This window comes from Pantoea sp. SGAir0184 (assembly GCF_043544755.1).
In genome coordinates this window covers 466,061-491,773 of the sequence record NZ_CP028050.1, presented here as the reverse complement: position 1 = coordinate 491,773, position 25,713 = coordinate 466,061, and the positions used below count along the sequence as shown (strand labels likewise).

The window sequence follows — 25,713 nt, the reverse complement described above, 5'->3', positions numbered from 1 at the left end:
TGCCTGCGCCGCCAGGGAACATGCTACTCTGCCGCTTTCAGAGTGCAGGAGAACCAGCCGTGATACGTTTTGCCATTGTGGGAACCAACTGGATCACCCGCCAGTTTATCGACGCCGCGCATGAGAGCGTCAAAATGAAACTGAGCGCCGTCTATTCACGCAGTCAGCAGCAGGCCGACGCCTTTGTCGCGGATTATCCCTGTCCGCTGACCTTTACCTCACTGGAGGCGCTGGCGGCAAGTGCGGAAATCGACGCGGTGTATATCGCCAGCCCCAATGCGCTGCACTGTGAGCAGGCACTGCTGTTCATGTCGCACGGCAAACACGTCATCTGCGAAAAACCGCTGGCCTCTAACCTGCGTGAAGCTGAGGCGATGATTGCCTGTGCGCGTCAGCATCAGGTGGTGCTGTTTGAGGCGTTCAAAACCGCCAGTCTGCCGACGTTCCTGCGCCTGCAACAGGCGCTGCCGCAGTTAGGCACCCTGCGCAAAGCGCTGTTCAACTACTGTCAGTACTCGTCACGCTATCAGCGCTATCTCGACGGTGAGAACCCGAATACCTTTAACCCGCGCTGGTCCAACGGTTCGATCATGGATATCGGCTACTACTGCCTCGCCGCTGCCGTTACCCTGTGGGGCGCGCCGCAGCAGGTGAAAGCTGAGGCCTCGCTGCTGGCAAGCGGCGTCGATGCGCACGGCGTGGTAGTGCTGGACTACGGCGATTTCGACGTCACGCTGCTGCACTCGAAAGTCAGTGATTCCCTGATTCCCAGCGAAATCCAGGGCGAAGCCGGCTCGCTGGTGATAGAGAAAATTTCCGAGTGCCAGCAGCTGCGCCTGATTCCGCGCGGCGGCGAGAGCCAGAACCTGACGCAGCCACAGCACATCAATACTATGCTGTATGAAGCAGAGACCTTTGCCCGGCTGGTGGAAACGCGCCAGGTGGAGCACCCTGCGCTGGAGGTTTCACGCATTACCGCCCGGTTGCTGACAGAGATTCGTCGCCAGACCGGCGTGGTGTTTCCGGCGGATCGGAAAGAAGTGTAAATATTGCAAAATATTACAACTCCCCCATTGAATCTGCTCGCGCTTGCACGTATGTTGGCGGCAGCAAAGGGGAGTAACTTGTAAGCTGACCGATCGTCATTACGATGCGTAGCGCATCCGGTCGTCAGGCAACCCGGAATTGATTCTGTGTTGTAAGTGAGACCTTGCCGGAAGGCGAGGTTTGCTTGCAGCTCTATAAAGCGGCTGACGTCTTCTGACTCAGCCGTTTTTTCATTTTCAGGACAGGATACGACTATGCACTCTGTAGGCACACCGTTACTCTGGGGCAGCTTCGCTGTCGTCGTGCTCATCATGCTGGCGATCGATCTCTTCTTACAGGGACGACGCGGCGCACAAACCATGTCATTCAAACAGGCCGCCGTCTGGTCGCTGGTGTGGATCTCCGTTTCTTTGCTGTTTGCCGCCGCGTTCTGGTGGTATCTCGACGGCAGCGCCGGGCGCGAAGTCGCGACGGCACAAACCCTGGCGTTCCTCACCGGTTACGTGCTGGAAAAAGCGCTGGCGGTCGATAACGTCTTCGTCTGGCTGATGCTGTTCAGCTACTTCGCCATTCCGTCTAATCTTCAGCGCCGCGTGCTGATTTACGGCGTGCTGGGCGCGATTGTGCTGCGTACCATCATGATCTTTGCCGGCAGCTGGCTGGTCACACAGTTCAGCTGGATCCTCTACATCTTCGGCGCTTTCCTGCTGTTTACCGGCATCAAAATGGCCTTCGCGAAAGAGGACGATGATGCTGCTGTCGGCGATAAGCCGGTGGTGCGCTGGCTGCGTAAGCATCTGCGCATGACCGATGAACTGCACGGCGAAAAGTTCTTCACCCGCAAAAACGGCGTGCTGTTTGCCACACCGCTGCTGCTGGTGCTGATTATGGTGGAGCTGAGCGATGTTATTTTCGCTGTCGACAGTATTCCGGCTATTTTTGCCGTCACTACCGACCCGTTCATCGTGCTGACCTCTAACCTGTTCGCCATCCTTGGCCTGCGCGCTATGTACTTCCTGCTGGCCAACGTGGCAGAGCGCTTCTCGATGCTGAAGTACGGTCTGGCGATCGTGCTGGTGTTTATCGGTATCAAGATGCTGATTGTCGAGTTCTATCACATTCCGGTGGCGATCTCGCTGACGGTGGTCGGCGTGATTCTCGGCGGTACGCTGCTGATTAACGCCTGGGTAAACCACAGAAACGACCAGAAAGGCATCTCACAATAATCTTCTGCAGGGGCGCTAATCGCCCCTGCTTTGTTTCGCCAGCGCCAACCTTCGCGTTTCATATCTCTGTCACACTTCCCGTCATCAGCAGATCAAAAAACCGATCTGGCGCGCACCGACAGAATTATCTCTTTTCTCGCCAGGACTTTTCCTTATACTCCGCCGGGCAAACCGTTTGGCGCGGAGCAACCGCGCACAACACTCATACCGCAATAAAAAGACCGTAATATGCTAAATAATCTTCTTCGACCGCTGGGCATCCTGTTCTCAGGCAGTCTGGTAAAACAAATCATGATTGGCCTGGTTGCCGGCGTGGCGCTGGCGTGGCTTTCACGCGATGCCGCGTTAGCCGTCGGTCTGCTGGGCGAACTGTTCGTGCGCGCGCTGAAAGCCGTGGCACCGCTGCTGGTGCTGGTGCTGGTGATCTCTTCGATTGCCAACCATCAGCAGGGGCAAAAAACCAGAATTCGCCCGATCATTATGCTGTATCTGCTCAGTACCTTCTTCGCGGCGGTGGTCGCGGTAATTTTCAGCCATCTGTTCCCGCAGACGCTGTCGATGGACGTCGGCGCGACCGAAATTACCCCGCCGTCCGGCATCACCGAAGTGCTGCACGGCCTGCTGATGAGCATGGTCGCCAATCCGATTGAAGCGCTGATGAACGCCAACTACATTGGCATTCTGGTGTGGGCGATTGGTCTTGGCCTGGCGTTTCGTCATGCCAGCCCGAGCAGCAAAGCCTTCCTGAACGACGCGTCGAATGCCGCGACCTGGGTGGTGCGCTGTGTGATTCGCTGCGCGCCGCTGGGCATTTTTGGCCTGGTGGCATCGATTCTGGCCTCCACCGGCTTCGGCGCGCTGTGGCAATATGCCCACCTGCTGACGCTGCTGATTGGCTGCATGCTGATTATGGCGCTGGTGGTCAACCCGATGCTGGTGTTTCAGAAAATCCGCCGCAATCCTTATCCGCTGGTGTTTACCTGCCTGCGCGAAAGCGGCGTAACGGCGTTCTTTACCCGCAGCTCGGCGGCGAATATTCCGGTCAACATGGCGCTGGCCAAACGCCTGAATCTGGATGAAAACACTTATTCGGTATCGATTCCGCTGGGCGCGACCATCAGCATGGCGGGCGCATCAATCACCATTACCGTACTGACGCTGGCTGCGGTGCACACGCTGGGCATTGCCGTGGACGTGCCCACCGCTATTCTGCTGAGCCTTGTCGCCTCGCTGTGTGCCTGTGGCGCGTCCGGCGTGGCGGGCGGTTCACTGCTGCTGATTCCGGTTGCCTGCAACATGTTTGGCATTCCTAACGATCTGGCGATGCAGGTGGTTGCGGTCGGTTTTATCATCGGCGTACTGCAGGATTCCGCCGAAACCGCACTGAACTCCTCAACCGACATTCTGTTTACCGCCGCCGTATGTCAGGCGGAAGCGGAACGTCAGCCGCGTACTGCCGGTTAATCCTCGTCGCGGCACGCTCCGGTGCCGCGCTTTAACCGCTGACGCATTAAAGCGTCACGCCACTTTTGAAAATCGCCAGCTCGCGGAAATCATTCGCTTCATTACGCGCCGGCTGGCCGTTCGCAATCGCCACAATAGTCTCAACAAACTCCGCCAGCAGCGTCTCCATGCTGGTGCCCTCCAGCAGTCGTCCGGCATTGAAATCAATCCAGTGCGGCTTTTTCTCCGCCAGCGGCGTGTTGGTGGCGATTTTCACGGTGGGCACGAAGCCACCGTACGGCGTGCCGCGTCCGGTGGTAAACAGCACCATATGGCAGCCGGCTCCGGCCAGCGCGCTGGTGGCGACCGCATCATTACCGGGCGCGCTGAGCAAATTGAGCCCCGGCGTGCGCAGCCGCTCACCGTATTTCAGCACATCCACCACCTGACTCTGCCCGGCTTTTTGCGTACAGCCCAGCGACTTCTCCTCCAGCGTGGTGATGCCGCCCGCCTTGTTGCCCGGCGATGGATTTTCATAAATCGGCTGCTGATGATCGATAAAGTAGCGCTTGAAGTCGTTAATCATCGCCACCGTTTTGTCGAAAATCGCCGCATCACGACAGCGGCTCATCAGGATGCGCTCGGCACCAAACATCTCCGGCACTTCGGTCAGCACCGTGGTGCCGCCGTTGGCGATCATCTGATCAGAGAAACAGCCGAGCAGCGGATTGGCGGTGATGCCGGAAAAGCCGTCCGAGCCACCGCATTCGAGACCAAACTTCAGCTCGCTCAGTTTGCCCGGCTGGCGGCGGTCGTGACGCATCACGTTGTACAGCGCATGCAATCGCTGCAGGCCGGCTTCCACTTCATCATCCTGTTTCTGACACTCCATAAACTGCACGCGCTGACTGTCGAAGTCGCCCAGCGTGTCGCGAAAGATATCGACCTGATTGTTTTCGCAGCCGAGTCCAATCACCAGCACCGCGCCGGCGTTAGGATGGCGCACCATATTTTGCAGCATGGTGCGGGTATTTTCATGATCCTGACCCAGCTGTGAACAGCCGAAAGGGTGGCTGAACAGGTGCACGCCGTCGATGTCAGCCGCGTCGTCACTTTCCCGCAGAAAACGTGACACAATCTGCCAGGCGATACCGTTAACGCAGCCGACGGTCGGTAAAATCCACAGCTCGTTACGAATGCCAACCTCGCCCGTGGCGCGACGATAAATCTGCACCTCACGATCCGCCGCCTGCGGTGGCAGCGTGAGGTGTTCCGGCTGGTATACGTACTCGTCGACATCGCTCAGATTGGTGCGCGCGTTGCTGGAGTGAATCAGCTCGCCTACGGCGATCGGCTGAGTGGCATGGGCAATCGGCAACCCATACTTAATCACCTGCTCGCCACTGATGAGCGGTTGCAGCGCAAACTTGTGGCCGCGCCCGATATCCTGCTGCAGCGTAATCCGCTGTTCTGCGACGATAACCTGGGTGCCAGCCGCCAGATCCTGCAGCGCCACGGCGACGTTGTCGCGGGAATGTATTTTGATTGCCTGATGCATCGCGTTATCTCAGTTGGCTAAGGGCCGTCCGCATGCCGTGGACGAGAATGTTGTGCAGCTGCTGGCTGACCGCCGTAACCAGACCGGGCCGCTGGGTTAAATCTTCGCCCCAGTGCTGCGCGTCGCTCAGTACGTCGCTCACCAGCTGCTGCGGGGTGAGTTGATCGGTGAGGACCGCCGGCCACAGCCGGGCAAAACGCTGCAGCCAGTACGCGTCATCCTGCAGTGGCCACTGCCGGTCATCCTGCTGGCCGCGATAAAACGCCAGCAGCGCGGCAAAGGCAAAGGTGAGGCGCGGCGGCCAGTCGCCACGCTGCTGCTGCGCCTGCAACAGCGCCGGCAGCAGGCGCGTACGGAATTTGGTCATGCCGTTGAGCGCAATCGCCAGCAGCGCATGGTGAATAAACGGATTGCGAAAGCGGCGCTGCACCGCATCCGCAAAGGCGTGCAGCTCGGCGCGCGGCAAATCCAGCGTCGGGATCACCTCTTCGCGCAGCAGGGCGTCGACAAAAGCGGCCAGCTGCGCATCGTTCATCGCCTCGCCCACGCTCGCCAGCCCGGCCTGAAACGCCACCGGCACCAGCGCAGTGTGCGCCCCGTTAAGTATCGCCACCTTTTGCGCTTTGTATGGCGTGATGTCATCCACCCGCCTGACGGCAGGCGCCAGCGCCGTCAGCTGCAGCTCGTGCATCAGCGTATCCGGTCCCTGAAGCACCAGCTGGTAGTCGCGCTCCCCGGCCACCAGATAGCGGTCGTCATAGCCCAGTTGGGCTGCAATCTGTGCGCCATCCGGCGGATAGCCGCTGACAATGCGATCCACCAGCGTGTTGTAAAAGGCGCAGTGCTGCGTCACCCACTGCGCAAAGGTCGCTGGCAGCTGCCACTGCTGGCAATAACGCAGCACTAACGCGCGCAGCGTGTCGCCGTTATGGTCGATCAGTTCACACGGCACGATCAGCCAGCCTTTATCGGCGGCACCGGCAAAGTGCTGATAACGCGCCCACAAGAGCTGCGTCAGTTTGCCGGGAAAAGACGACGCAGGTTGATCTTCCAGCCGATCCTGTTCGGCATACGCGATGCCGGCCTCGGTGGTGTTGGAGAACACAAAACGCATCTGCGGCGCGCGTGCCAGAGCCAGGAATTCTTCGAACTGCTGATAAGGCTGAATTTCACGATTAAGGCTGCGGATCAGCCGGGTTTCACTGAGCGCTTCCCCGGCGTCATTCAGCCCGCGCAGCAGCGTGGTGTAGAGGCCATCCTGCTGATTGAGCGTCTCCGTCTGCATCCGGTTGCGCGGTCGCACCACCACTACGCCGGCATCGGTGCCCTGATGTTCATTGAGCCAGTCGAGCTGCCAGTCGATAAAGGCACGTAAAAAGTTGCCTTCGCCGAACTGGATCACGCGTTCGCTATAGCGTGCGCCGGGGAAATCGCGGCGGTTGAGTCGCAACATGTCGCTTCCTTGAAGATGAAATCGGTCAGCTAATGCGCAAAAGTTATCATACCAATTTCAGCAACAGGGAGATTTGTTTGCCAACTGCGTCACATTATCCATCATTGCCATACGGCGAAAGCCGGCGTACCACTGATTTCCATCGACTTAAGCATATGTATATTCTATCAATTAAATATCAAACCTGAGCAGGCGCGCAGGTTCTTAACTTGCCAGATGGTATAACAGCTTCAGCGCTTTGCGACATCGCAGGGTAAGTGGTATAACAACTTACCGTCTTTCACAGAACCGAAAAATCATGGACCTGAACGAATCCCGCCGCCTCTACCAGCAACTCGCCAGCGAACTCAAGCAGCGCATCGAAGCGGGCAGTTATGCCGTGGGGGCAAAGTTACCGGCAGAGCGGATGATTGCGGAGGCGCACCAGGTGAGCCGCACCGTGGTGCGGGAAGCGATCATCATGCTGGAGGTGGAAGGCTACGTCGAGGTGCGCAAAGGGTCGGGCATTCATGTGATCAGCGACCAGCCACAACCGCGCGACAGCGCCGCCGAACAGCTGGAGTTTGCCAGCTATGGCCCCTTTGAACTGCTGCAGGCGCGCCAGTTGATTGAGAGCAATGTCGCCGAATTTGCCGCCACGCAGATCCGTCCACAGGACATCGTGGCACTGCTGGCAATTCAGGAAAAAGCCCGGCAGGAAGATCATGCGCGCGATTCGACATGGGACATGGAGTTTCACGTGCGCATTGCCCAGGCCACCCAAAACAGCGCGCTGGCCGCCATCGTAGAGAAAATGTGGCGGCACCGGCTGCATAATCCTTACTGGCTCAAGCTGCACGAACACATTGACGCGAGCCATATCACCAGCTGGTGCGACGATCACGATCAGATTTTAAAAGCACTGATGCGCAAAGATCCCGCCGCCAGCAAACTGGCGATGTGGCAGCATCTGGAAAATACTAAACAGATGCTGTTCGACGCCACCGCCGATGATTTCGAATTCAACGTCGACCGCTACATGTTCGCAGAAAATCCGGTGATCCTGCCCTGAAGCCGCAATGGCAGAAACGCTGCATTTTCAGGCTAAAAAGTCAGTTAATCTGCAATAGTGTCAGCTCGTGTAAAGCTCCTTTTGACCATCTGCGTCAAAAGGTAAAACTCCTGTGCGACCGCGACTTTACACTGTCTGAATCCCGCGATTTTTGTTACAGTTATCGCCCTTTTCTTACCCTTTGCGACAGGGCTATAAAAAGTCGCTGATTTAACAATCAATTCTGGATGGATCCGGAAATCCTGCTCAGGTGGCATACCTAAAATGTATAACTTAACCCGCCTGCGCCTAAGCCCCTCACGGGCACGTTTAACAATGATGTTCAGGAATGATTGATGGATATTTTGCAAGCATTGCTGCATGCCCTGTGGCAGCAGGATTACGAAATGCTCTCCGACCCCACGCTGGTGTGGGCGATTTATGGCGTGTTGTTCATGATTCTGTTTCTCGAAAATGGCCTGCTGCCCGCCGCGTTTCTGCCCGGTGATAGTCTGCTGATTCTGGTCGGCGTGCTGATCGCGAAAGGCACCATGAGCTTTCCGCTGACCCTGCTGGTGCTGACCACCGGCGCCAGCCTTGGCTGCTGGGTCAGTTACATTCAGGGCCGCTGGCTTGGCAATACGCCGACGGTGCAGAAATGGCTCTCCCATCTGCCCGCGCAGTATCATCAGCGCGCCCATAGTCTGTTCCACCGCCACGGCTTGTCTGCGCTGCTGATTGGCCGCTTTATCGCGTTTGTCCGTACCCTGCTACCGACCATTGCCGGCCTCTCTGGCCTGAGCAATGCCCGCTTCCAGTTCTTTAACTGGATGAGCGGCTTCCTGTGGGTGCTGATTCTTACCGTGCTCGGCTTTGCGCTGGGGAAAACCCCCATTTTCCGCCGCTATGAAGATGAGCTGATGTTCTGCCTGATGCTGCTGCCGCTGGTGCTGCTGGTCATCGGTCTGGTGGGTTCACTGGTAGTGCTGTGGCGTAAACGTCAGGCGGGTCAGAACGGGAAGTCACAGTAATGACAGGGTTGCGTAATTTCCCCAGGCGTTTACTCCCCTGGCTGTGCGCTGGTGTGCTGGCGCTGCTGGCTATCGGCATTGTGCCCAAACTGATGCAGCATGAAACGGTGGTGAAGATCCGCGTGGCACACAGCGGCACCAATCTGCCGGACGGCTTTTATCTCTACCAGCAGCTTTCGGCGCAGGGCGTGCGGATTAAAAGCATTACCTCGGCAGGCGATGCGCTGGTCATTCATTTTGAGAATGAAGAGCAGAGCCTGGCCGCGCAGAAAGTACTGCGCCGCCTGCTGCCACAGGGCTTTGTCGTGGCGGCGGGTCCGCAGGCGTCACAGCAGGTGGTGGACGCTAATCGCCCCACCTATAGCTGATCCCCGCCGTCGGGTTCATCGCCCGGCGGCACCTCAATCCTCGCTATCCCCGCGTGTTTTTTGAATTTTTTCGTCTGCTGTCTATTCTTAAGTAAGCGCGAGCAGACGACAAGCTGGGATGCCCCTCCTGTCCGGTTTGCGACAGGTCGTCAACAATGGAAGGTAAAAACCTGATGAAACAACAACTACTGCTGGGTGCGATTCTTTTCTCTCTCTCGGGTTCACTGCTGGCAGCGGAATCGCTGTGTCAGCAAAAACAGCAGGATATTCAGCGTGAAATTGAGATGGCGAAACAGCACGACAACCAGCGCCGGGTCACCGGACTGGAACGCGCACTGACTGAAGTCCGCGCCAACTGCACTGACGAGAAACTGAAATCCGCCCACGCTGAACGCATTGAAGCCCAGCAGCATAAAGTGGCGGAGCGCGAGCGCGAACTGCAGCAAGATCGCCAGGAAGGCAAAGACCAGGAGAAGATTGGTAAGCGCGAACGGAAGCTGGAAGAGGCACGCCAGGAGCTGAAAAAGCTGCAGGCCGAGCCTTATTAATCGGACTTAAATAAATGATGTAATGGAGAACACCATGGCTAAAGACACCACATCTGAACATCTGCGTGCGGAACTGAAAAACCTTGCCGACACCCTGGAAGAAGTGCTGAGCAGCTCGGCTGATAAGTCGAAAAGCGAGCTGGATAAACTGCGTCACAAAGCACGCGGTGCCATTGAGAGTTCACGCGAGCGGCTGGGCGAATCCGGCGAACGCATCGCGCAGACCACGCGTGAAGCGGCGGAGAAAGCGGACGTCTACGTGCGTGAAAATCCGTGGCACGGCGTGGGTATCGGCGCAGCAGTCGGCGTGCTGATCGGCATCCTGATTTCACGTCGTTGATATGAGCGAGAATCAGAGCCACGGCCCAGGCAAAGGGGTCTTCAATGTAGGTCAGCGCGTGGTGACAACGCTGGTTGGCATGGTCGAGACACGCGTGCGGCTGGCCGTTGCCGAGCTGGAAGAGGAAAAAGCCAATCTGATCCAGATGCTGATCATGATAGGCCTGACCATGCTGTTTACCGCTTTCGGATTGATGAGCCTGATGGTGCTGATTATCTGGGCGGTGGATGCGCAGTACCGGCTGATGGCGATTGCCATCACCACCGGCGTGCTATTTGCGCTGGCGCTGATTTTTGGTTTATGGACGTTGCGTAAATCCCGGCAGTCCACGCTGTTGCGCCATACGCGCAAAGAGCTGGACACCGATCGCACCTTACTCGAGGAGCATCGCTCATGAGTCAGCGTGAACGTGAAGCACGCATTCATGAATTGCTTAATCAGGTACAGCAGCAGCGGCTGGATCTCAGCGCTGCCCGCCGCGACTGGCTGGAAAGCACCGCGCAGTACGATCGCGGCTGGCTGACGTTTCTCAGCCTGCGCCGCTATCTGGCGATTGGCAGCAGCGCGCTCGCCATCTGGTCGATCCGCAGCCCCAACCGCATCATGCGCTGGGCCAAACGCGGACTCGGCCTGTGGAGCACCTGGCGCATGATCAAATCGGCGATGCCGCCACGCTAACTTCCCCACTTTAAACCGGATCGAAAAGGTTCGGTTTTCCTCCTTCAGAATTCCTGAATAACATCGACAGTTTATCTCGCTTACAACTATTGCTGCGCGCGACTATCATCTCCCTCCATCAGCCCGACGAACTGTTTAACGCGGTTTAAAGGGAAAATAACCCGGCAGGCCAACAACCTGCGCCAAAAACCTTGTTGGAGTAAATGATGAAAAAATTCGAAGACTCAGGCCTGCTGCTGGCACGCGTATTAATGACCATCCTGTTTATTACTGCCGGCTGGGGCAAAATCACCGCCTATGCGGGCACCGCACAGTACATGCAGGCGATGGGCGTGCCCGGCTTCCTGCTGCCGCTGGTGATTCTGCTGGAACTGGGCGGCGGCCTGGCGATTCTGTTCGGCTTCCTGACGCGCTTCACCGCGCTGTTCACCGCCGGCTTCACGCTGCTGACCGCGTTCCTGTTCCACAGTAACTTTGCGGAAGGAGTTAACCAGCTGATGTTCATGAAAAACCTGTCCATCGCCGGTGGTTTCCTGGTGCTGGGTCTGGTGGGTCCGGGCGCCTACAGCATTGACCGCCTGATTCGTCAGCGCTTTATGCCAGCAACCGCACGCTAAGCACACAAGCCGTGCAACAGCACATATACTGAATAGCAGGGGCGGGGATTTTCCTCGCCCCGTTTTTTTATGGAGGGCTTATGGGACAACTGATTGACGGTGTCTGGCATGACACCTGGTACGATACGAAGTCAACCGGTGGCCGCTTCAAACGCACAGAAGCAGTCTGGCGTAACTGGATCACGGCAGACGGCAGCGCCGGGCCAACCGGGAAAGCCGGCTTTGCCGCCGAGCGCGATCGTTACCATTTATACGTTTCGCTGGCCTGCCCGTGGGCGCATCGCACCCTGCTGATGCGTCAGCTGAAGGGGTTAGAAGAGATGATTTCGGTGTCAGTGGTGCACCCGCTGATGCTGGAGAACGGCTGGACCTTTGACGATGACTTCCCCGCCGCGACCGGCGATTCGCTGTATCAGAACGAATTCCTCTATCAGCTCTATCTGCATGCCGATCCGCAGTACAGCGGGCGCGTGACCGTGCCGGTGTTGTGGGATAAAAAGCAGCACACGATTGTCAGTAATGAATCCGCCGATATCATCCGTATGTTTAACAGCGCCTTCGACGCGCAGGGCGCTCGCGCCGGCGATTACTACCCGCCCGAGCTGCGTGACAAGATCGACGAACTCAACGGCTGGATTTATGACACCGTCAATAACGGCGTCTACAAAAGCGGATTTGCCACGTCACAGTCGGCCTATGATGAAGCCGTAACCGCGCTGTTCCATTCGCTGGCACGGCTGGAGCAGATTCTGGGTCAGCATCGCTATCTGACCGGCGATCGCCTCACCGAAGCCGATCTGCGCCTGTGGACCACGCTGGTGCGCTTTGACCCGGTCTACGTGACCCACTTTAAGTGCGATCGTCATCGCATCAGCGATTACCGTAACCTGAACGGCTTCCTGCGCGATATTTATCAAATGCCGGGCATTGCCGATACGGTGAACCTGCCGCACATCCGCCATCACTACTACTGCAGCCACAAGACCATCAATCCGAACGGCGTTATTTCGCTGGGACCGGCTTTTGACTGGGATGAGCCGCACGGCCGCGGTTAACGGCTGGCTTACGCATGCCTGCCCTTCTCTCCCGCCATTGGGAAAGGAAGGCAGGCAGTATCGCGCTGCCTCAGGCAAATTTAATCAACACCATCCCGGCCAGCAGCAGTGCCACGCCCAGCCAGCCGCGGGTGTTCAGGCGTTGCCCGAACAGAATCCAGCCTGCCGCTACGGTAGCCACCAGACCGAAACCGCCCCACAAGGCGTAGGCCACCGAGAGATCGATCCCCTTCACTGCCTGCGACAGGGCGCTAAATGCCGCCAGGACAGCCACCAGCGATACCACGCCATACAGCGGACGACGGAAGCCGTTGGCGTATTTCAGCGCGATGTTCGCCACAATTTCCAGCACGATGGCCAGCGCCAGCCAGGCCAGATGCACGACGTTAAGCGTGGTCATGACGCAGCTCCTTACGGCTGAATGTCCCCGCTTTGATCAGCGCGATACCCGCGATCAGCGTGATCAAACCCGCCGCCTTCATCACCGACAGCGCCTCGTCAAACAGCATCACGCTGAACAGGGTGATAAACAGAATACCGACGCCTTCCCACATGGCATAAGCCACGCCAAGGGCAATACGTTTAACGGCAAAGGTGAGGAAGATGTATGACAGGGCGATCATCAACAGCATAAAAATATAGCCGGCGCTGCCGCCATTAACGCTGGCCCATTTCATTGAGACGGTGCCCGTAATTTCGGCAGCAATCGCTAACGCTAATAAAATCCAGTACAGCATGATTTCTCTCCTGTGAGAAATAAACGCCATCCACGCACAAACCGCAGCGTGATAGCTGAAAAAGATAAAAAGCTAAGAAGGAGAGAAAAAACTACAGCGCGAAGCGCCAGTGCCGATCGCTCAGTGAGCAGGAGAAAACGCAGGTGGGTGAAGAGGTTAATACGTAAAGTGTAACGAAATGGTTATCCATAATTTTACAACTTATCCACGTTGTTGCTTTTCCCGGTGTGGATGAAAAATTGTCCTCAGTAGTTGAACACGCGCCTATTCTGGCACAGGGAAAAGAATGTTTTTGCGGATTTGCGTTTCTTTACGCAGAGAAATGGGGGTTTTGTGCTGTTTTATCTGGCTACGTGCGGTTTTCTGCCCTCACCCTAACCCTCTCCCACGGGGAGAGGGAATAGTTAAGTGTGGTGTTGGAGGCCGAATACTCAACTCATCCCACGCACAATCGGTCCCTTCTCCCGCTTGCGGGAGAAGGTTAGGATGAGGGGCAGCACGCACCCTCCCCCAAAAACAAGACGCCCGCAGATTCTCACCTGCGGGCGTCTTTATAAAAAGTCGAAACTGACCGATAAGCCGCGTTCTTTTCATAGAAAGAGGAGTGGACAGTCATTCATCTGCACGCACCCTCACCAAAAACAAAACGCCCGCAGATTTTCATCTGCGGGCGTCTTTATAAAAAGTCGAAACTGACCGATAAGCCGGGTTCTGTCGTGGACAGTCATTCATCTAGGCCAGCAATCGCTCACTGGCTCAAGCAGCCTACCCGGGTTCAGTACGGGCCGTACCATGTGAACCCCTATTTGGCCTTGCTCCGGGTGGAGTTTACCGTGCCACGGACTGTTGCCAGCCGCGCGGTGCGCTCTTACCGCACCCTTTCACCCTTACCTGATCCCATTACTGGGCCATCGGCGGTTTGCTCTCTGTTGCACTGGTCGTAGGCTTGCGCCCCCCAGGCGTTACCTGGCACCCTGCCCTATGGAGCCCGGACTTTCCTCCCCTCTGCCCGTCTCCCCCGAAAGGGACGACGACAAAGCGGCGACTGTCTGGTCAGCTTCGGCGCGGGATAATAGGCGATCCGCCCGCGTTTGTCACGCCTCTTGCTGCTCCAGCGCATACTTGTACAGGGCGTTTTTCTTAACGCCATGAATTTCCGCCGTCAGCGCCGCCGCCTTTTTCAGCGGCAGCTCAGCCTGCAGCAGCGCCAGCGTGCGCAGCGCCTCTGCCGGCAGCGTCTCTTCATCCGCTTTATGGCCTTCGACAATTAGCACCATCTCGCCCTTGCGGCGATTCTCATCCGCCTGCACCCACGCCAGCAATTCACCGACCGGCGCACCGTACAATGACTCCCAGGTTTTGGTCAGCTCCCGTGCCAGCACCACGTAGCGCGCCGCGCCCCATACGCTGACCATATCCTGTAGCGTATCCAGCACGCGATGGGTCGATTCGTAGAAAATCAGCGTGCGCGGCTCGTCACTCAGTGCACGCAGCGCATCGCAACGTCCTTTACTTTTGGCCGGCAGAAACCCTTCGTAACAGAAACGATCGGACGGTAATCCCGCCGCGCTCAATGCTGTGATCGCCGCGCAGGCACCGGGCAACGGCACCACACGCACCCCGGCCTCGCGGCAACGGCGCACCAGATGGTAGCCCGGATCGTTGATTAACGGCGTGCCCGCATCGGAAACCAGCGCAATGCTCTGGCCCTCCTGCAGCTTCGCTAACAGCACGTCGGCCTTCTGCTGTTCGTTATGGTCGTGAAGTGCGAACAGTCGCGCATTGATGGCGAAATGTTGTAGCAACAGCCCGGTATGACGTGTATCTTCCGCAGCGACCAGATCGACGCTCGCAAGCACCGTCAGCGCACGCTGCGTGATATCACCCAGGTTACCGATCGGGGTAGGAACGATATAGAGCGTGCTGGCAGAAATCTCTGCCCGATCGAGTTGTTTCATTGTTTCATCCGAATTGCCGATTTAATATTGAGCATCTTGAAAAAAACATCACTGGATACAGTATGCTTCCTTCGAAAGTCGTACGTCATAAAGCAGGACGCCTGGTCCCTGTTTTGCTCGCGGGCCTGATTCTGGCCGCCTGTAGCGGCCAGGGACCGCAGCAAACCTCAAGCGTAAACGTTCAGGGGCCTGCCACGGGCCGCTCTGACTATTATCTGCAGCAGGTGCAGCAAAGCAGCGATGATAGCAAGACCGACTGGCAATTACTTGCCATCCGTGCCCTGCTGAAGGAAGGAAAGTATCCACAGGCGCAAAACCAGCTCGGTCAGCTGCCACAGCAGCTCTCTGATGTACAACAGCAGGAACTGCTGCTGCTGCGCGCCCAGCTGCAAATTGCCCAGCAGGATTTCAACGGTGCTCAGCAGCTGCTGGGACAGATAAAAGCCGCTGACCTGTCGCAGGATCAGCAGGTGCGCTACTACGCGCTGCAGATTGCCGCTGCGCAAAATCGTCCGTCGCTCGCGCTGCTGCGCGCCTATATTGCTCAGGAACCGCTGCTGAAAGGCGCCGATCACCAGAGCAATATTGACGCCACCTGGCAGGCGCTGACCCAGCTAACCCAGGATCAGCTCAACAGCGTGGTGATCAACGCCGACGAAAATACGCTGCAGGGCTGGCTCGACCTGCTGAATACCTGGCACGCCAACAGTCAGGATGCCCAGATGCTGAAAGCCGCCATTAGCGACTGGCAGACGCGCTATCCGCAAAACCCTGGCGCGAAAACCCTGCCGACCCAGCTCAGCCAGGTGCAGAACTTCACTAAAGCTTCGACCAGCACTATCGCGCTGCTGCTGCCGCTTAATGGTCAGGCGCAGGTGTTCGCCAGTGCCATCCAGAAAGGCTTCAACGATGCGAAAAACGGTGTGCTGACTGCGCCGGCAGCCCCTGCCGCACCCGCCAGCAGCGATGCCAGCGCCTCCACGCAACAGCCCGCCAGCACGGCAACACCAGCCAGTGGCGATGCCAACGCGGTAGTCAGTCCGTCGGCCGCGGCCATCACGCCGTCAGACAGCGCACAGCCGCAGCAGCCCGCCGCACAGCCAGCCGTCGCGCAGCCTGCCAGCAGCGCCCAGGTGAAAGTGTATGACACCAGCAGCCAGCCGATTGCTCAGGTGATGCAGCAGGCGCAGCAGGATGGTGCCACCCTGGTGGTTGGTCCGCTGCTGAAAAATAACGTGGAACAGGTCGCCAACAGCCAGACACCGCTGAACGTGCTGGCGCTCAACGAACCAGAGCAGATCCAGAACCATCCGAATATTTGCTATTTTGCGCTTTCTCCTGAAGACGAAGCGCGCGATGCCGCGCACCATATCTGGGATCAGGGCAAACGCCAGCCGTTGCTGCTGATGCCGCGCAGTAGCTATGGCGACCGCGTGGGCAAAGCGTTTGCGCAGGAGTGGCAGAAGCTGGGCGGCGCAACCGTGCTGCAGCAGCGTTTCGGCGGCGTGGGCGAGCTGAAACAGGGCATCAACAGCGGCGCCGGTATTGCACTGAGCGGCACGCCGCTGACGGTACAGCCGGACCAGCCGCAGGGCGTGGCGGTCGCCGGTCTGACGATTCCGGCACCGCAGACGAGCGCTCCTGCACCTGAGAGCGCCAGCAGCAGCGGCAGCGTTGATGCGGTTTACATTATTGCTACCCAGGACGAACTGCAGCTGATCAAGCCGATGATTGCCATGCGCACCAGCAGCCGCAATAACATCGCCCTGTATGCCAGCTCGCGCAGCGCGCAGGCCGGTGCCGGTCCGGACTTCCGGCTGGAGATGGATGGCCTGCAGTTCAGCGATATTCCGCTGCTGTCCGGCGCCAATCCTGGCCTGATGCAGCAGGCGGCGCGCAGTTTCAACAACGACTATTCGCTGGTACGCCTCTATGCGATGGGCATTGATGCCTGGACGCTGGCGAACCAGTTTAACCAGATGCGTCAGGTACCGGGCTTCGCCATTGATGGCAACACCGGCAAGCTGAGCGCCGACACGGATTGCGTGATCAACAGGAAGTTGGCATGGAACCAGTATCGTCAGGGACAAATCGTTCCGGTGCAGTAAACCGCCAGCGCCTCGGCGCTGAGCAGGAGCAGCAGGCGCGTCGCTACCTTGAGCGCGCCGGACTGCAGTGGGAAGCCAGCAATGTGCGCTGCCGCAGCGGGGAAATCGACCTGATTATGCGCGACGCGGATTGCTGGGTGTTTGTTGAAGTGCGCTATCGGCGCGATGCACGTTTTGGCGGCGCGGCTGCCAGCGTGACGCGCCAGAAACAACAAAAGCTGCTGCGTACCGCTGCGCTGTGGTTGCTGGCACGCGGCGGCAGTTTTGATACGGTGAATTGCCGTTTTGACATCATCGCCATCACCGGGCGCGAACTGGTGTGGCTGGCCGATGCCTTTCGTGCGGATGGATAGAACCAGGTGGTCTTGTGCAGGACAGAATTAAAGCGTGTTTTACCGAAAGTATTCAGACGCAAATCGCCGCAGCCGAAGCGCTGCCAGATGCGATTTCCCGCGCCGCGATGACGCTGGTGCAGTCACTGCTGAACGGCAACAAAATCCTCAGCTGCGGTAACGGCGCCTCGGCGGCTAACGCCCAGCATTTTGCCGCCAGCATGATTAACCGTTTTGAGACTGAGCGTCCCAGCCTGCCGGCGCTGGCGCTGAGTGCGGACAATGTGATGCTGACGGCAATCGGTAACGACCGTCTGCACGACGAAATTTATGCCAAGCAGGTTCGTGCGCTTGGACAGGCCGGCGACGTTCTGCTGGCCATCTCCACCCGTGGCAACACCCGCGATATTGTTAAAGCGGTGGAAGCTGCGGTTACCCGCGATATGACTATCGTCGCGCTGACCGGCCATGACGGCGGTGAGCTGGCGGGCCTGCTCGGTCCGCACGATGTGGAAATTCGCATTCCGTCACATCGCAGCGCACGCATTCAGGAGATGCATATGCTGACGCTGAACTGCCTGTGCGATTTGATTGATAACACCTTGTTCCCACACCAGGAATGACTGAAGGAGCTCAAATGAAAGCATTGAACGCTATCGCCATTCTGTTAACCGCCATGCTGCTGCAGGGCTGCGTGGCGGTTGTCGCCGGCGGCGCTGCGGTCGCCACCAAAACCGCCACCGACCCGCGTACCGTGGGCACGCAGGTTGATGACGGCACGCTGGAGCTGCGCGTCACTAACGCGCTGGCAAAAGATGAGCAGATCAAAAATCAGGCGCGCGTGGTCGTGACCGCGTATCAGGGCAAAGTACTGCTGACCGGTCAGGCACCGTCAGCCGATCTCGCCAGCCGGGCGAAACAGATCGCCATGGGCGTTGATGGCGCGACAGAGGTGTATAACGAGATTCGCACCGGGCAGAAAGTGAGCCTCGGCACGTCTTCATCAGATACGTGGATCACCACCAAAATCCGCTCGCAGCTGCTGGGCAGCGATCAGGTGAAATCGTCCAACGTGAAAGTCACCACTGAGAACGGGGAAGTGTTCCTGCTGGGTCTGGTAACGCAGGAAGAAGCGAAGGCAGCAGCGGATATCGCCAGCCGTGTCAGCGGCGTGAAGCACGTCACCACCGCCTTTACCATTCTGAAATAATGCCACAGGCGACCAACAGGGCCGCCTTTTTTACACCGGAATATCAATTACCAGCGCACGCAGCGGCGTTTCCGCCTGCAGCGTAATCTGCGCCTCTTCACTGACAAACGCCCCATCGCCACAGCGCAGCTGCTCCTGATGCGCACTGCTGGCCCGTACCTCAAGCGCACCGTGAATCGACTGCAAATAGGCGCGCGGTCCGTGCAGCGCCAGGCTGTACTGCTCGCCCGGTGCCAGCGTGACCTGATGTACCCACACCTGCTGACGCAGCTGCAAACTGCCGTCCGCGCCATCCGGTGACGCAATCAGCACATGGGTTTGCTGCGGCAGCGCGCGTTTTTGCAGCAGCGGATTTTCCCGTTCCGGACAGGCGGCCAGCCACAGCTGCATGCGCGTCAGTGGGCGATCCTTGCTGATATTGTGTTCGCTGTAATTGACGCCCTGGCGGGCCGACAGCAGCATCGCTTCGCCCTCGCGCGCCACCAGGTGATTGCCTTCGCTGTCGCGGTATTCGGCTTCACCCTGCAACACCAGGTTGAGCACATCCACCTGCGGATAGGTGCGCGGCTGAAATGCCGCACCGGGCGCCAGCACTTCCTGATTTAGCACGCGCAGCGAGGCGTAGCCCATCAGCTGGGGATCAAAATAGTGGCCAAATGAGAAGCTATAGCGCGCCTGCAACCAACCGAAATCGGCCTGGCCACATGCGGACGCGCAGCGGGTTGTCATCATGCTTTACCTCCGACGCACTGCGGTGAGAATCCACCACAGGCTTTATACGTCAATGGTAAAAGGCTGGACGCCGGATTGTTAGCCAGTTAATCTGCCTGGCATATTCAAATTTACTGACAGAGAGTCGGCATGGCTAAAGAGCGCGCGTTAACCCTGGAAGCTTTACGTGTGATGGATGCTATTGACCGTCGCGGCAGCTTCGCCGCTGCGGCCGACGAGCTGGGACGCGTGCCATCGGCGCTGAGCTACACCATGCAGAAGCTGGAAGAGGAGCTGGATGTGGTGCTGTTTGACCGCTCCGGCCATCGCACCAAATTCACCAACGTCGGGCGAATGCTGCTGGAACGCGGCCGCGTGCTGCTGGAAGCCGCCGATAAACTCACCACCGATGCCGAAGCGCTGGCGCGCGGCTGGGAAACCCATCTGACCATCGTGGCCGAAGCGCTGATCCCGACCGAGCTGCTGTTCCCGCTGGTAGAGAAGCTGGCCGAGAAAGCCAATACGCAGATTTCGCTGGTCACCGAAGTGCTGGCGGGCGCGTGGGAACGACTGGAACAGGGGCGCGCCGACATCGTGATCGCGCCGGATTTGCATTTTCGCGCCTCCACCGAAATCAACACGCGCAAGCTGTACAGCATTATGAGCGTGTATGTTGCCAGTCCGGATCACCCGATTCATCAGGAAGCCGAGCCGCTGTCCGAGGTCACGCGCGTTAAGTATCGCGGCATCGCCGTGGCGGACACCGCGCGCGAACGTCCGGTGTTGACGGTGCAGCTGCTGGACAAACAGCAGCGCCTGACGGTAAGCAGCATGGATGATAAACGCCGCGCGCTGCTGGCCGGTCTCGGCGTAGCGACCATGCCCTATCCGATGGTGGAGAAAGATATCGCCGAAGGCCGCCTGCGTGTTGTCAGCGCCGAGTACACCCGTGAGGTGGATATTATTATGGCGTGGCGCCGCGATAGCATGGGTGAAGCCAAAGCCTGGTGCCTGCGTGAGATTCCAAAATTGCTGGCGAAACGCGGCTGATTGCGGGTGCTGGGGGCCTTTCGCCCTCACCCCAGCCCTCACCCCAGCCCTCTCCCGCACGCGGGAGAGGGAGCCGCCCGAACGTGGTTTTAAGAGGGAATCTACTTACACACCGCTGAATCGGTCCCAACATGCGGGGAAGAATTATTTGAGCAGGATTTGAGAGGGAAGCTGAGGATCAGCGCCTGAACTCACACGCCGCTGGATCGGTCCCCTCGCCCGCTTGCGGGAGAGGGTTAGGGTGAGGGACAAACCGCACCCATCCCCATCACAACCGGCTCAGACAATCCATCGCCACCGCTTTAAAGCTGACGAAATCAGCGCAGTCGCGCAGTCTTGTCACCGCCCTTTCGCGCAGGAAGGTGACAAACAGATCGTAAATCGCCATCGCCTCCTCGTATTCACTCTTACTGATCGCCAGCAGAAAAATTACCGAAGCCGTCTCATCGCCCCAGCTCACGCCGTGCGGTGCCAGCACGGTATAAACCACGGTTTTTTTAGCCAGTAATCCCAGCGAGTGTGGCAGCGCGATCCCTTCGCCCAGCATGGTACTGACAATCGCTTCACGCTCTTCAACCGAAGGATAAAAATCAGCATCGACATAGCCCTCCGTCTCGAGCCGATCGCACAGCAGGCGGAACAGCGCCGACTGGCTCATCGGCCGGTCGAGCACCATGAAATGCTGCGCGTCGAAGTACTTCTCCAGCATGTAAGGCCGGGTGCGGTCCACCAGCACCAGCTTGCCGAGCTGTTCCAGCTGAAACTCCGTAGGGAATGGCGACATCATCACTACCGGCTTGTTCTTCTCGCTGAGCCGCGCGGTTGAAATAACAAAATCTTCATCAATGTGCGCACGCACTTCGTAGTCACGCTGCGACAGCCGCGCCGTCACCACCAGCTGCGGGTATTTGCGCAGCAGCAGCGCCTCGATCATGCGCAGCGTGGAGTTGCCGCTGTCGCAGACCAGCAACACCTGCGGGTGTCGCTGGTAGCCGACATCGTAATGTCGCTCCAGCCCGACGCCGATGTGCAGCACCAGAAAGCCAATCTCGTTTTCGCTGATGGTATACGGCGTGTATTTGCCCCAGCTGGTGACGGCCGCCAGCGTTACATCGTAGGCCATCGGATAGTGCTGCTTGATGTTACTCAGCAGCGGATTGGGAATGTGGATTTGATAGCGCACGCGAGTGATCATGGTTTTGATGTGCGTGAGCAGATCGGCGCGCAGCTGCTCATCCTGCTGCAGCCGGTAGTTGTAATGGGTGTTGATGTAGTTAAGCAGGTAATCCACCAGCGCATCCGCGTCATCGGCGTTGATGGTGCTGGGGGCCAGCGCCTGAATCTGCCGCGCCGCAATATTAACGCGCAGCCAGTTCTCTTCCGCCTGCGAGATGCCTTTGCCCACCAGCGGACGCATCAGATTAACCAGATCGTGCGCCGCCTCGCGTATCTCCTCGCCAACATCCTCCGCGCCGGGATCGCTGAGCGGGAAGCCTTCGCTGATGCGGCGCACCGCCACCGCGCAGTAAATCAGCAGGTAGCGCTCGCCTTCATCGCTCAGCCGGATGGCGTGCTGCGTAAAGCACTGCGCCAGCAGCGGTTGCAGCTGCACCAGCATGCCGCTGTGCAGCGCCTCGACCGTCAGCAGCGGGCTGTCCGGCGTCTGCTGGTCGATTTGCCACAGCAGATCGGTCAGGCAGGTGCGAATCGCCGCCTCGCTGCCAAACAGTTTCATACCGTAGCGCGGCTTGGTTTCGATGTTGAGATGATAGCGGCCCAGCCACTCGCGCACTTCCGCCATGTCACTCTGCAGCGTGGCGCGGCTGACGAACCACTCTTCCGACAGATCTTCCAGCTTGAGCGAATACGCAGCGGTGAGAAAGCGGCTCAGCAAATAGCGCACCCGATCCTGCGAGGTGCGCGGCACCCGCAGCGGTGCCGCACTCTCCTGCTGCAGGCGGCCGAAGCGCACCGCGTCGTCGATTTTTAGCTGATAGCCCGCGCCGCGCGCCAGCACGAACTGAGCGCCGTGCTGTTCCAGCAGCGCATTGAGCGCGGTGATGTCGGTGCGCACCGTGCGCGTTGAAACGGAAAAACGCCGCGCCAGCTCATCCTGTGGCAGCGTTTCGCTTTGCAGCGCCGCGAAGAGTTGAGCTAAACGCTGATTGGGAAATCTCACGGAGCCTCACCTGTTACTCATTTGTTACAGCAGTTTCTTGCACGTTGCCAGAAGCTGACGCACATCGTCAATGCGCGTGTCGCCGCTGGCGCTATCAATAATCGAGCTGTAAACGTGCGGGATGACTTTACTGACTCCGGCCTCCAGAGCAATCCGCACGATCTCCTCGAAATTATTGAGATCGATACCGCCGGTCGGCTCCAGCCAGAAGTCATGGCGCGCACAGGCGTCCGCCACCGCGCGATACTCCTCCACCGCGTTCAGGCCGCCCATCGGGAAATACTTCACCGAACTGCCGCCCATATCCTGCAGCATGGCGATCGCCGTGGCGATCGGTACAATGCCGTCCGCCGCCTGCGAACTGCGCGGACCGGTGGAAATTTTCACCTTGCCCGGCGTGCCGGTTGGTGAAACCAGACCGTTCACGATGGTGTGTGACTGTCCGAGCAGCGCGCGGCTGGTGGCCACGCCGGTAAAGACCTGATTAACGTGCTGCGGCTGCAGTTCTGCCGAGATTTCACTGACCATCGCCGACTGATTCGGGTCGCCCGCGCCCAGCCCGACCGACAGCGCATTATCAATCAGCGCCGCGTACTCGCGCATATCGGCAATCGCGGCCTCATTCGAGGCGTAGTTTTTCGACAAAACGCCGACCAGCACATGCCCTTCTGCCGCCTGCCAGATCGCCTGCGCATTCTGCTTTGAACCGGCCAGCACGTTGAGGCACAGACGGCCCTGATAGAAATTGGGGTTAAGATTCATGCGCGTTTTCCTCCGCTGAGCAGCGCCTGGATGCGGCTAAAGATGATGTGCAGCTGTTCCGCGCTGACGCTGCGCACATCCGCTTCGATAATGCCTTCGTTGGCTTTATAGCCGCGGAAATAGATGGCGATGTCGCCGTTTTTCAGCGCCTGCACCAGCTCGCCGGTCGGCCAGCCCGTCACCGCTTCATCAAATTTGATCTCAGCGCGGGCGATATCACGACCAGCGGCATCCCACACCACGCGCGCGCTGACGCCGTTCAGCGTGTTGAGGTTATCGATAAAGGGCGTCATCTTCGCCACCATGTCGGCGCCGCTGGTTTTGCTCTGCAGCAGGTAGTTTTCAATCGCCTGAGTCAGACCGAGAATGCCCTCTTTGCCGACTTTCATCGCGCGGCCAATGCCGTTGCTCTGGCGTTTCACCCACTCGACGTACTGGCTGCGGCCAATCACCAGGCCGCTGGTTGGCCCTTCAATCGCTTTGGCACCGCTGTAGATCACCAGGTCGGCCCCCATCTGGTAATAGCACTGCAAATCCTCTTCGGCCGCCGCATCGACAATCAGCGGAATATCGTGTTTGCGCGCGACTACTGCCGCCTGTTCGACGCTGAGATGGCTTTTCTGCACACAGTGATGCGACTTGACGTACAGCAGCGCCGCGGTGGTCGGCGTGATGGCCGCCGCCAGCTGTTCTGGCGAGCACTCATTGCTGTAGCCGGCCTCAATAAGGCGTCCGCCGCCCAGCGCCACCATGCTGCCCACCGGCGCGCCGTAGTTCACGTTATGGCCTTTCGGCACCACAATGTCGTGCGGCACGCTGAGCGGCGCGGCGTGCAGGTTATCCAGCAGCCAGTCGTTATCTTTAACGATCACCGCCGCTACGCACTGGGCAATACCGGCCGAGGCGCAGGACACCACCACCGCGTTTTCGACTTCCAGCAGGCGCGCGATGTAGGCACCGGTTTTATTGACCAGATCTTTGATCTCAAAGTAGTGATTAAGGCCGTAGCTGACGGTATCCACCACGTCGGCGGACGGCGTCGACACGCCGAGAATGGTCATACGGCCGGAGGCGTTGATCACCTGTTTCAGGTCATATTTCTCATAAATCGAAGACATGATGTGCTTTCCCTTCCTCAGTCAGATGCCACTGGCCCGCGATCACCACGGCCAGCGGCAGCAAATGTTGCTCACCCGTGACCCGTTCGCCTTCAGCATCGACGAACGGGCGGGCTTCCTCTTTGACGGTAAAAATGGTCAGATCGGCGTCATAACCGGCGGTCAGATGCCCTTTACCGGCCAGACGCAGACCCGCTGCGGCATTAACGGTGACGCAGGCGATCACCTGCGGCAGCGTCATGCCGATGGAGAAAAATTTCGACATCACGTGCGCCAGGCTGTGCACCGGGCCGTTGATGCGGTTGCGACAATAGATATCGGAGCTGATGGTGTCCGGCAGAATGCCCTGGGCAATCGCCTCGCGCGCCACCGCAAAACTGAAGCTGGCGCTGCCGTGGCCGATATCCAGCTTCACGCCGCGCGCGATCGCCTGCTTAACCGCCGCTTTCAGCTCGCCCTGCGGTGACAGAATGCGGTTCGGCTTGCCGTTGAAGCAGTGAGTGATGATGTCGCCGGAAGTGAGCAGCGCGGCGATCTCCTCCAGCACCGGCGGGTTGTTACCGATGTGCACCATCAGCGGCAGATTGCCCGCCGCCTGCTGAATAGCTTTGGCGCGCACCAGCGGCTGAATGCCGTTGTCGCCGACCACGCTGCTGCTCATGCGCGCCTTCAGGCCGACAATAAAGTCCGGGCGACGCTGTACCGCCTGCACCACCGCTTCGCCATCGATCTGCGCCATATCGGCCAGCTCGTTCTGCGTGACGATGCCGGTGCGCGAGATGTTGATCAGTGCGCGCACTTCGGTCTTCGCGCTGCGCGTCAGCTGATAAAAGTCGTCGATGTGATCGGCACCGGTGCTGCCCGCATCCACCACGGTGGTGACGCCCTGCGCCACGCCAATCGCGTCGGCTTCGTCGTGGTAAATCGGTGATTTGGGATAGCAGTGTACGTGGCTGTCAATCCAGCCCGCGCTGACGTAGTAGCGGCCGCCGAGATCGCGCTCCTGTTGCGCGGCGCCGTCCACCTTACCGACCGCCGCGATTTTGCCGGCGCGAATCGCGATATCCACCAGCTGTTCATCACACAGACGCGCGCGGCGCAGAATCAGATCAAACATAAAACCCCCATTTACAGAGCGCACATGCCGTAGCGGC

At 58.7% G+C, this 25,713-nt stretch carries 27 protein-coding genes and 1 other RNA gene; 17 read left to right on the top strand and 11 right to left on the bottom strand.

The annotated features are described in order from the left end of the window. Positions 1 to 59 precede the first annotated feature (59 nt). The 3 genes from C1N60_RS02380 (at position 60) to sstT (ending at position 3,737) form a co-directional block, all read left to right on the top strand. The gene (locus C1N60_RS02380) at positions 60 to 1,046 is read left to right on the top strand and encodes a Gfo/Idh/MocA family protein (RefSeq protein ID WP_394521324.1); all 987 of its coding nucleotides are present in this window, start codon (positions 60 to 62) and stop codon (positions 1,044 to 1,046) included. A 255-nt stretch (positions 1,047 to 1,301) separates the two neighbouring features. Continuing rightward, on the top strand, positions 1,302 to 2,273 hold the full coding sequence (locus C1N60_RS02375; protein ID WP_104188223.1) for a TerC family protein: 972 nt from the start codon (positions 1,302 to 1,304) through the stop codon (positions 2,271 to 2,273). A gap of 228 nt (positions 2,274 to 2,501) precedes the next feature. Beyond that, positions 2,502 to 3,737 carry a serine/threonine transporter SstT gene (sstT, locus tag C1N60_RS02370; protein WP_394521323.1) on the top strand — a complete coding sequence of 412 codons (1,236 nt, stop codon included), beginning with the start codon at positions 2,502 to 2,504 and terminating at the stop codon, positions 3,735 to 3,737. 46 nt (positions 3,738 to 3,783) lie between these two features. On the opposite strand, the gene C1N60_RS02365 is transcribed toward sstT, so the two are convergent. Both C1N60_RS02365 and C1N60_RS02360 read right to left on the bottom strand, forming a co-directional pair. After that, positions 3,784 to 5,274, bottom strand: a complete 1,491-nt coding sequence (locus tag C1N60_RS02365) for a UxaA family hydrolase (protein ID WP_394521322.1) — start codon at positions 5,272 to 5,274, stop codon at positions 3,784 to 3,786. A gap of 4 nt (positions 5,275 to 5,278) precedes the next feature. Then, the gene (locus C1N60_RS02360; protein ID WP_394521321.1) at positions 5,279 to 6,727 is read right to left on the bottom strand and encodes a tagaturonate reductase; all 1,449 of its coding nucleotides are present in this window, start codon (positions 6,725 to 6,727) and stop codon (positions 5,279 to 5,281) included. A gap of 298 nt (positions 6,728 to 7,025) precedes the next feature. On the opposite strand from C1N60_RS02360, the gene exuR reads away from it, so the two are divergent. From exuR to C1N60_RS02315, 9 genes are all read left to right on the top strand, one after another. Beyond that, on the top strand, positions 7,026 to 7,778 hold the full coding sequence (gene exuR, locus C1N60_RS02355; protein ID WP_394521320.1) for a transcriptional regulator ExuR: 753 nt from the start codon (positions 7,026 to 7,028) through the stop codon (positions 7,776 to 7,778). Between the two features lie 335 nt (positions 7,779 to 8,113). Continuing rightward, a complete protein-coding gene (locus tag C1N60_RS02350) occupies positions 8,114 to 8,788 on the top strand; it encodes a DedA family protein (RefSeq protein WP_021509705.1) in 675 nt (224 codons plus the stop codon). Continuing rightward, complete coding sequence (gene mzrA, locus C1N60_RS02345; RefSeq protein ID WP_031280145.1) at positions 8,788 to 9,156, top strand: EnvZ/OmpR regulon moderator MzrA; 369 nt, start codon at positions 8,788 to 8,790, stop codon at positions 9,154 to 9,156. The genes C1N60_RS02350 and mzrA overlap by 1 nt, the downstream gene beginning before the upstream one ends. Positions 9,157 to 9,329: 173 nt before the next feature. Then, positions 9,330 to 9,704 carry a DUF1090 domain-containing protein gene (locus C1N60_RS02340; RefSeq protein WP_136546454.1) on the top strand — a complete coding sequence of 125 codons (375 nt, stop codon included), beginning with the start codon at positions 9,330 to 9,332 and terminating at the stop codon, positions 9,702 to 9,704. A gap of 34 nt (positions 9,705 to 9,738) precedes the next feature. Then, positions 9,739 to 10,044, top strand: coding sequence for a DUF883 family protein (locus tag C1N60_RS02335; RefSeq protein ID WP_021509708.1), 306 nt, complete (start codon positions 9,739 to 9,741; stop codon positions 10,042 to 10,044). Position 10,045: 1 nt separating this feature from the next. Next, a complete protein-coding gene (locus C1N60_RS02330; RefSeq protein WP_021312955.1) occupies positions 10,046 to 10,441 on the top strand; it encodes a phage holin family protein in 396 nt (131 codons plus the stop codon). Beyond that, positions 10,438 to 10,722 (top strand): YqjK-like family protein, encoded by a 285-nt coding sequence (locus tag C1N60_RS02325; RefSeq protein WP_010618800.1) that lies wholly within the window; start codon positions 10,438 to 10,440, stop codon positions 10,720 to 10,722. Before C1N60_RS02330 ends, C1N60_RS02325 begins: the two co-directional genes overlap by 4 nt. A 206-nt stretch (positions 10,723 to 10,928) precedes the next feature. Next, positions 10,929 to 11,339 (top strand): DoxX family protein, encoded by a 411-nt coding sequence (locus C1N60_RS02320; RefSeq protein ID WP_010618799.1) that lies wholly within the window; start codon positions 10,929 to 10,931, stop codon positions 11,337 to 11,339. A gap of 80 nt (positions 11,340 to 11,419) precedes the next feature. After that, positions 11,420 to 12,394 carry a glutathione S-transferase family protein gene (locus C1N60_RS02315; RefSeq protein ID WP_021509710.1) on the top strand — a complete coding sequence of 325 codons (975 nt, stop codon included), beginning with the start codon at positions 11,420 to 11,422 and terminating at the stop codon, positions 12,392 to 12,394. A gap of 70 nt (positions 12,395 to 12,464) precedes the next feature. Here C1N60_RS02315 and mdtI read toward each other — a convergent pair whose 3' ends face one another. The 4 genes from mdtI to rsmI form a co-directional block, all read right to left on the bottom strand. Next, the gene (gene mdtI, locus C1N60_RS02310; protein WP_021509711.1) at positions 12,465 to 12,794 is read right to left on the bottom strand and encodes a multidrug/spermidine efflux SMR transporter subunit MdtI; all 330 of its coding nucleotides are present in this window, start codon (positions 12,792 to 12,794) and stop codon (positions 12,465 to 12,467) included. Further along, positions 12,781 to 13,131: a multidrug/spermidine efflux SMR transporter subunit MdtJ gene (gene mdtJ / locus C1N60_RS02305; RefSeq protein ID WP_058759849.1), complete on the bottom strand. Its 351-nt coding sequence runs from the start codon at positions 13,129 to 13,131 to the stop codon at positions 12,781 to 12,783. Before mdtJ ends, mdtI begins: the two co-directional genes overlap by 14 nt. A 684-nt stretch (positions 13,132 to 13,815) precedes the next feature. Continuing rightward, positions 13,816 to 14,192: RNase P RNA component class A (rnpB, locus tag C1N60_RS02300), an RNA gene on the bottom strand. A 33-nt stretch (positions 14,193 to 14,225) separates the two neighbouring features. Continuing rightward, positions 14,226 to 15,089 (bottom strand): 16S rRNA (cytidine(1402)-2'-O)-methyltransferase, encoded by an 864-nt coding sequence (rsmI, locus tag C1N60_RS02295; RefSeq protein WP_058759850.1) that lies wholly within the window; start codon positions 15,087 to 15,089, stop codon positions 14,226 to 14,228. 62 nt (positions 15,090 to 15,151) lie between these two features. Here rsmI and C1N60_RS02290 point away from each other — a divergent pair, with 62 nt between their 5' ends. The 4 genes from C1N60_RS02290 to dolP are packed head-to-tail and all read left to right on the top strand — an operon-like array spanning position 15,152 to position 18,739. After that, positions 15,152 to 17,197: a penicillin-binding protein activator gene (locus C1N60_RS02290; RefSeq protein WP_059012417.1), complete on the top strand. Its 2,046-nt coding sequence runs from the start codon at positions 15,152 to 15,154 to the stop codon at positions 17,195 to 17,197. Beyond that, a complete protein-coding gene (locus C1N60_RS02285) occupies positions 17,155 to 17,550 on the top strand; it encodes a YraN family protein (RefSeq protein ID WP_021509715.1) in 396 nt (131 codons plus the stop codon). Before C1N60_RS02290 ends, C1N60_RS02285 begins: the two co-directional genes overlap by 43 nt. 14 nt (positions 17,551 to 17,564) lie before the next feature. Then, the gene (gene diaA / locus C1N60_RS02280; protein ID WP_021509716.1) at positions 17,565 to 18,152 is read left to right on the top strand and encodes a DnaA initiator-associating protein DiaA; all 588 of its coding nucleotides are present in this window, start codon (positions 17,565 to 17,567) and stop codon (positions 18,150 to 18,152) included. A gap of 14 nt (positions 18,153 to 18,166) precedes the next feature. Beyond that, the gene (gene dolP / locus C1N60_RS02275) at positions 18,167 to 18,739 is read left to right on the top strand and encodes a division/outer membrane stress-associated lipid-binding lipoprotein (RefSeq protein ID WP_021509717.1); all 573 of its coding nucleotides are present in this window, start codon (positions 18,167 to 18,169) and stop codon (positions 18,737 to 18,739) included. A 30-nt stretch (positions 18,740 to 18,769) separates the two neighbouring features. Here the strand turns inward: dolP and C1N60_RS02270 are convergent, their stop codons facing one another. After that, positions 18,770 to 19,471, bottom strand: a complete 702-nt coding sequence (locus C1N60_RS02270; RefSeq protein ID WP_031280148.1) for a pirin family protein — start codon at positions 19,469 to 19,471, stop codon at positions 18,770 to 18,772. A 129-nt stretch (positions 19,472 to 19,600) separates the two neighbouring features. Here C1N60_RS02270 and C1N60_RS02265 point away from each other — a divergent pair, with 129 nt between their 5' ends. Beyond that, positions 19,601 to 20,500, top strand: coding sequence for a LysR family transcriptional regulator (locus C1N60_RS02265; RefSeq protein ID WP_021509719.1), 900 nt, complete (start codon positions 19,601 to 19,603; stop codon positions 20,498 to 20,500). Between the two features lie 268 nt (positions 20,501 to 20,768). On the opposite strand, the gene C1N60_RS02260 is transcribed toward C1N60_RS02265, so the two are convergent. Genes C1N60_RS02260 through C1N60_RS02245 form a run of 4 tightly spaced genes read right to left on the bottom strand, consistent with a single transcriptional unit; the run spans position 20,769 to position 25,676 of the window. Further along, on the bottom strand, positions 20,769 to 22,679 hold the full coding sequence (locus C1N60_RS02260; protein WP_348879830.1) for a BglG family transcription antiterminator: 1,911 nt from the start codon (positions 22,677 to 22,679) through the stop codon (positions 20,769 to 20,771). Positions 22,680 to 22,703: 24 nt separating this feature from the next. Next, complete coding sequence (locus C1N60_RS02255) at positions 22,704 to 23,441, bottom strand: 2-dehydro-3-deoxy-phosphogluconate aldolase (RefSeq protein ID WP_348879831.1); 738 nt, start codon at positions 23,439 to 23,441, stop codon at positions 22,704 to 22,706. Continuing rightward, positions 23,438 to 24,559 (bottom strand): DgaE family pyridoxal phosphate-dependent ammonia lyase, encoded by a 1,122-nt coding sequence (locus tag C1N60_RS02250; RefSeq protein WP_136546551.1) that lies wholly within the window; start codon positions 24,557 to 24,559, stop codon positions 23,438 to 23,440. Before C1N60_RS02250 ends, C1N60_RS02255 begins: the two co-directional genes overlap by 4 nt. Then, positions 24,543 to 25,676, bottom strand: a complete 1,134-nt coding sequence (locus C1N60_RS02245; protein ID WP_021509723.1) for an amidohydrolase/deacetylase family metallohydrolase — start codon at positions 25,674 to 25,676, stop codon at positions 24,543 to 24,545. The genes C1N60_RS02250 and C1N60_RS02245 overlap by 17 nt, the downstream gene beginning before the upstream one ends. Positions 25,677 to 25,713: the final 37 nt, after the last annotated feature.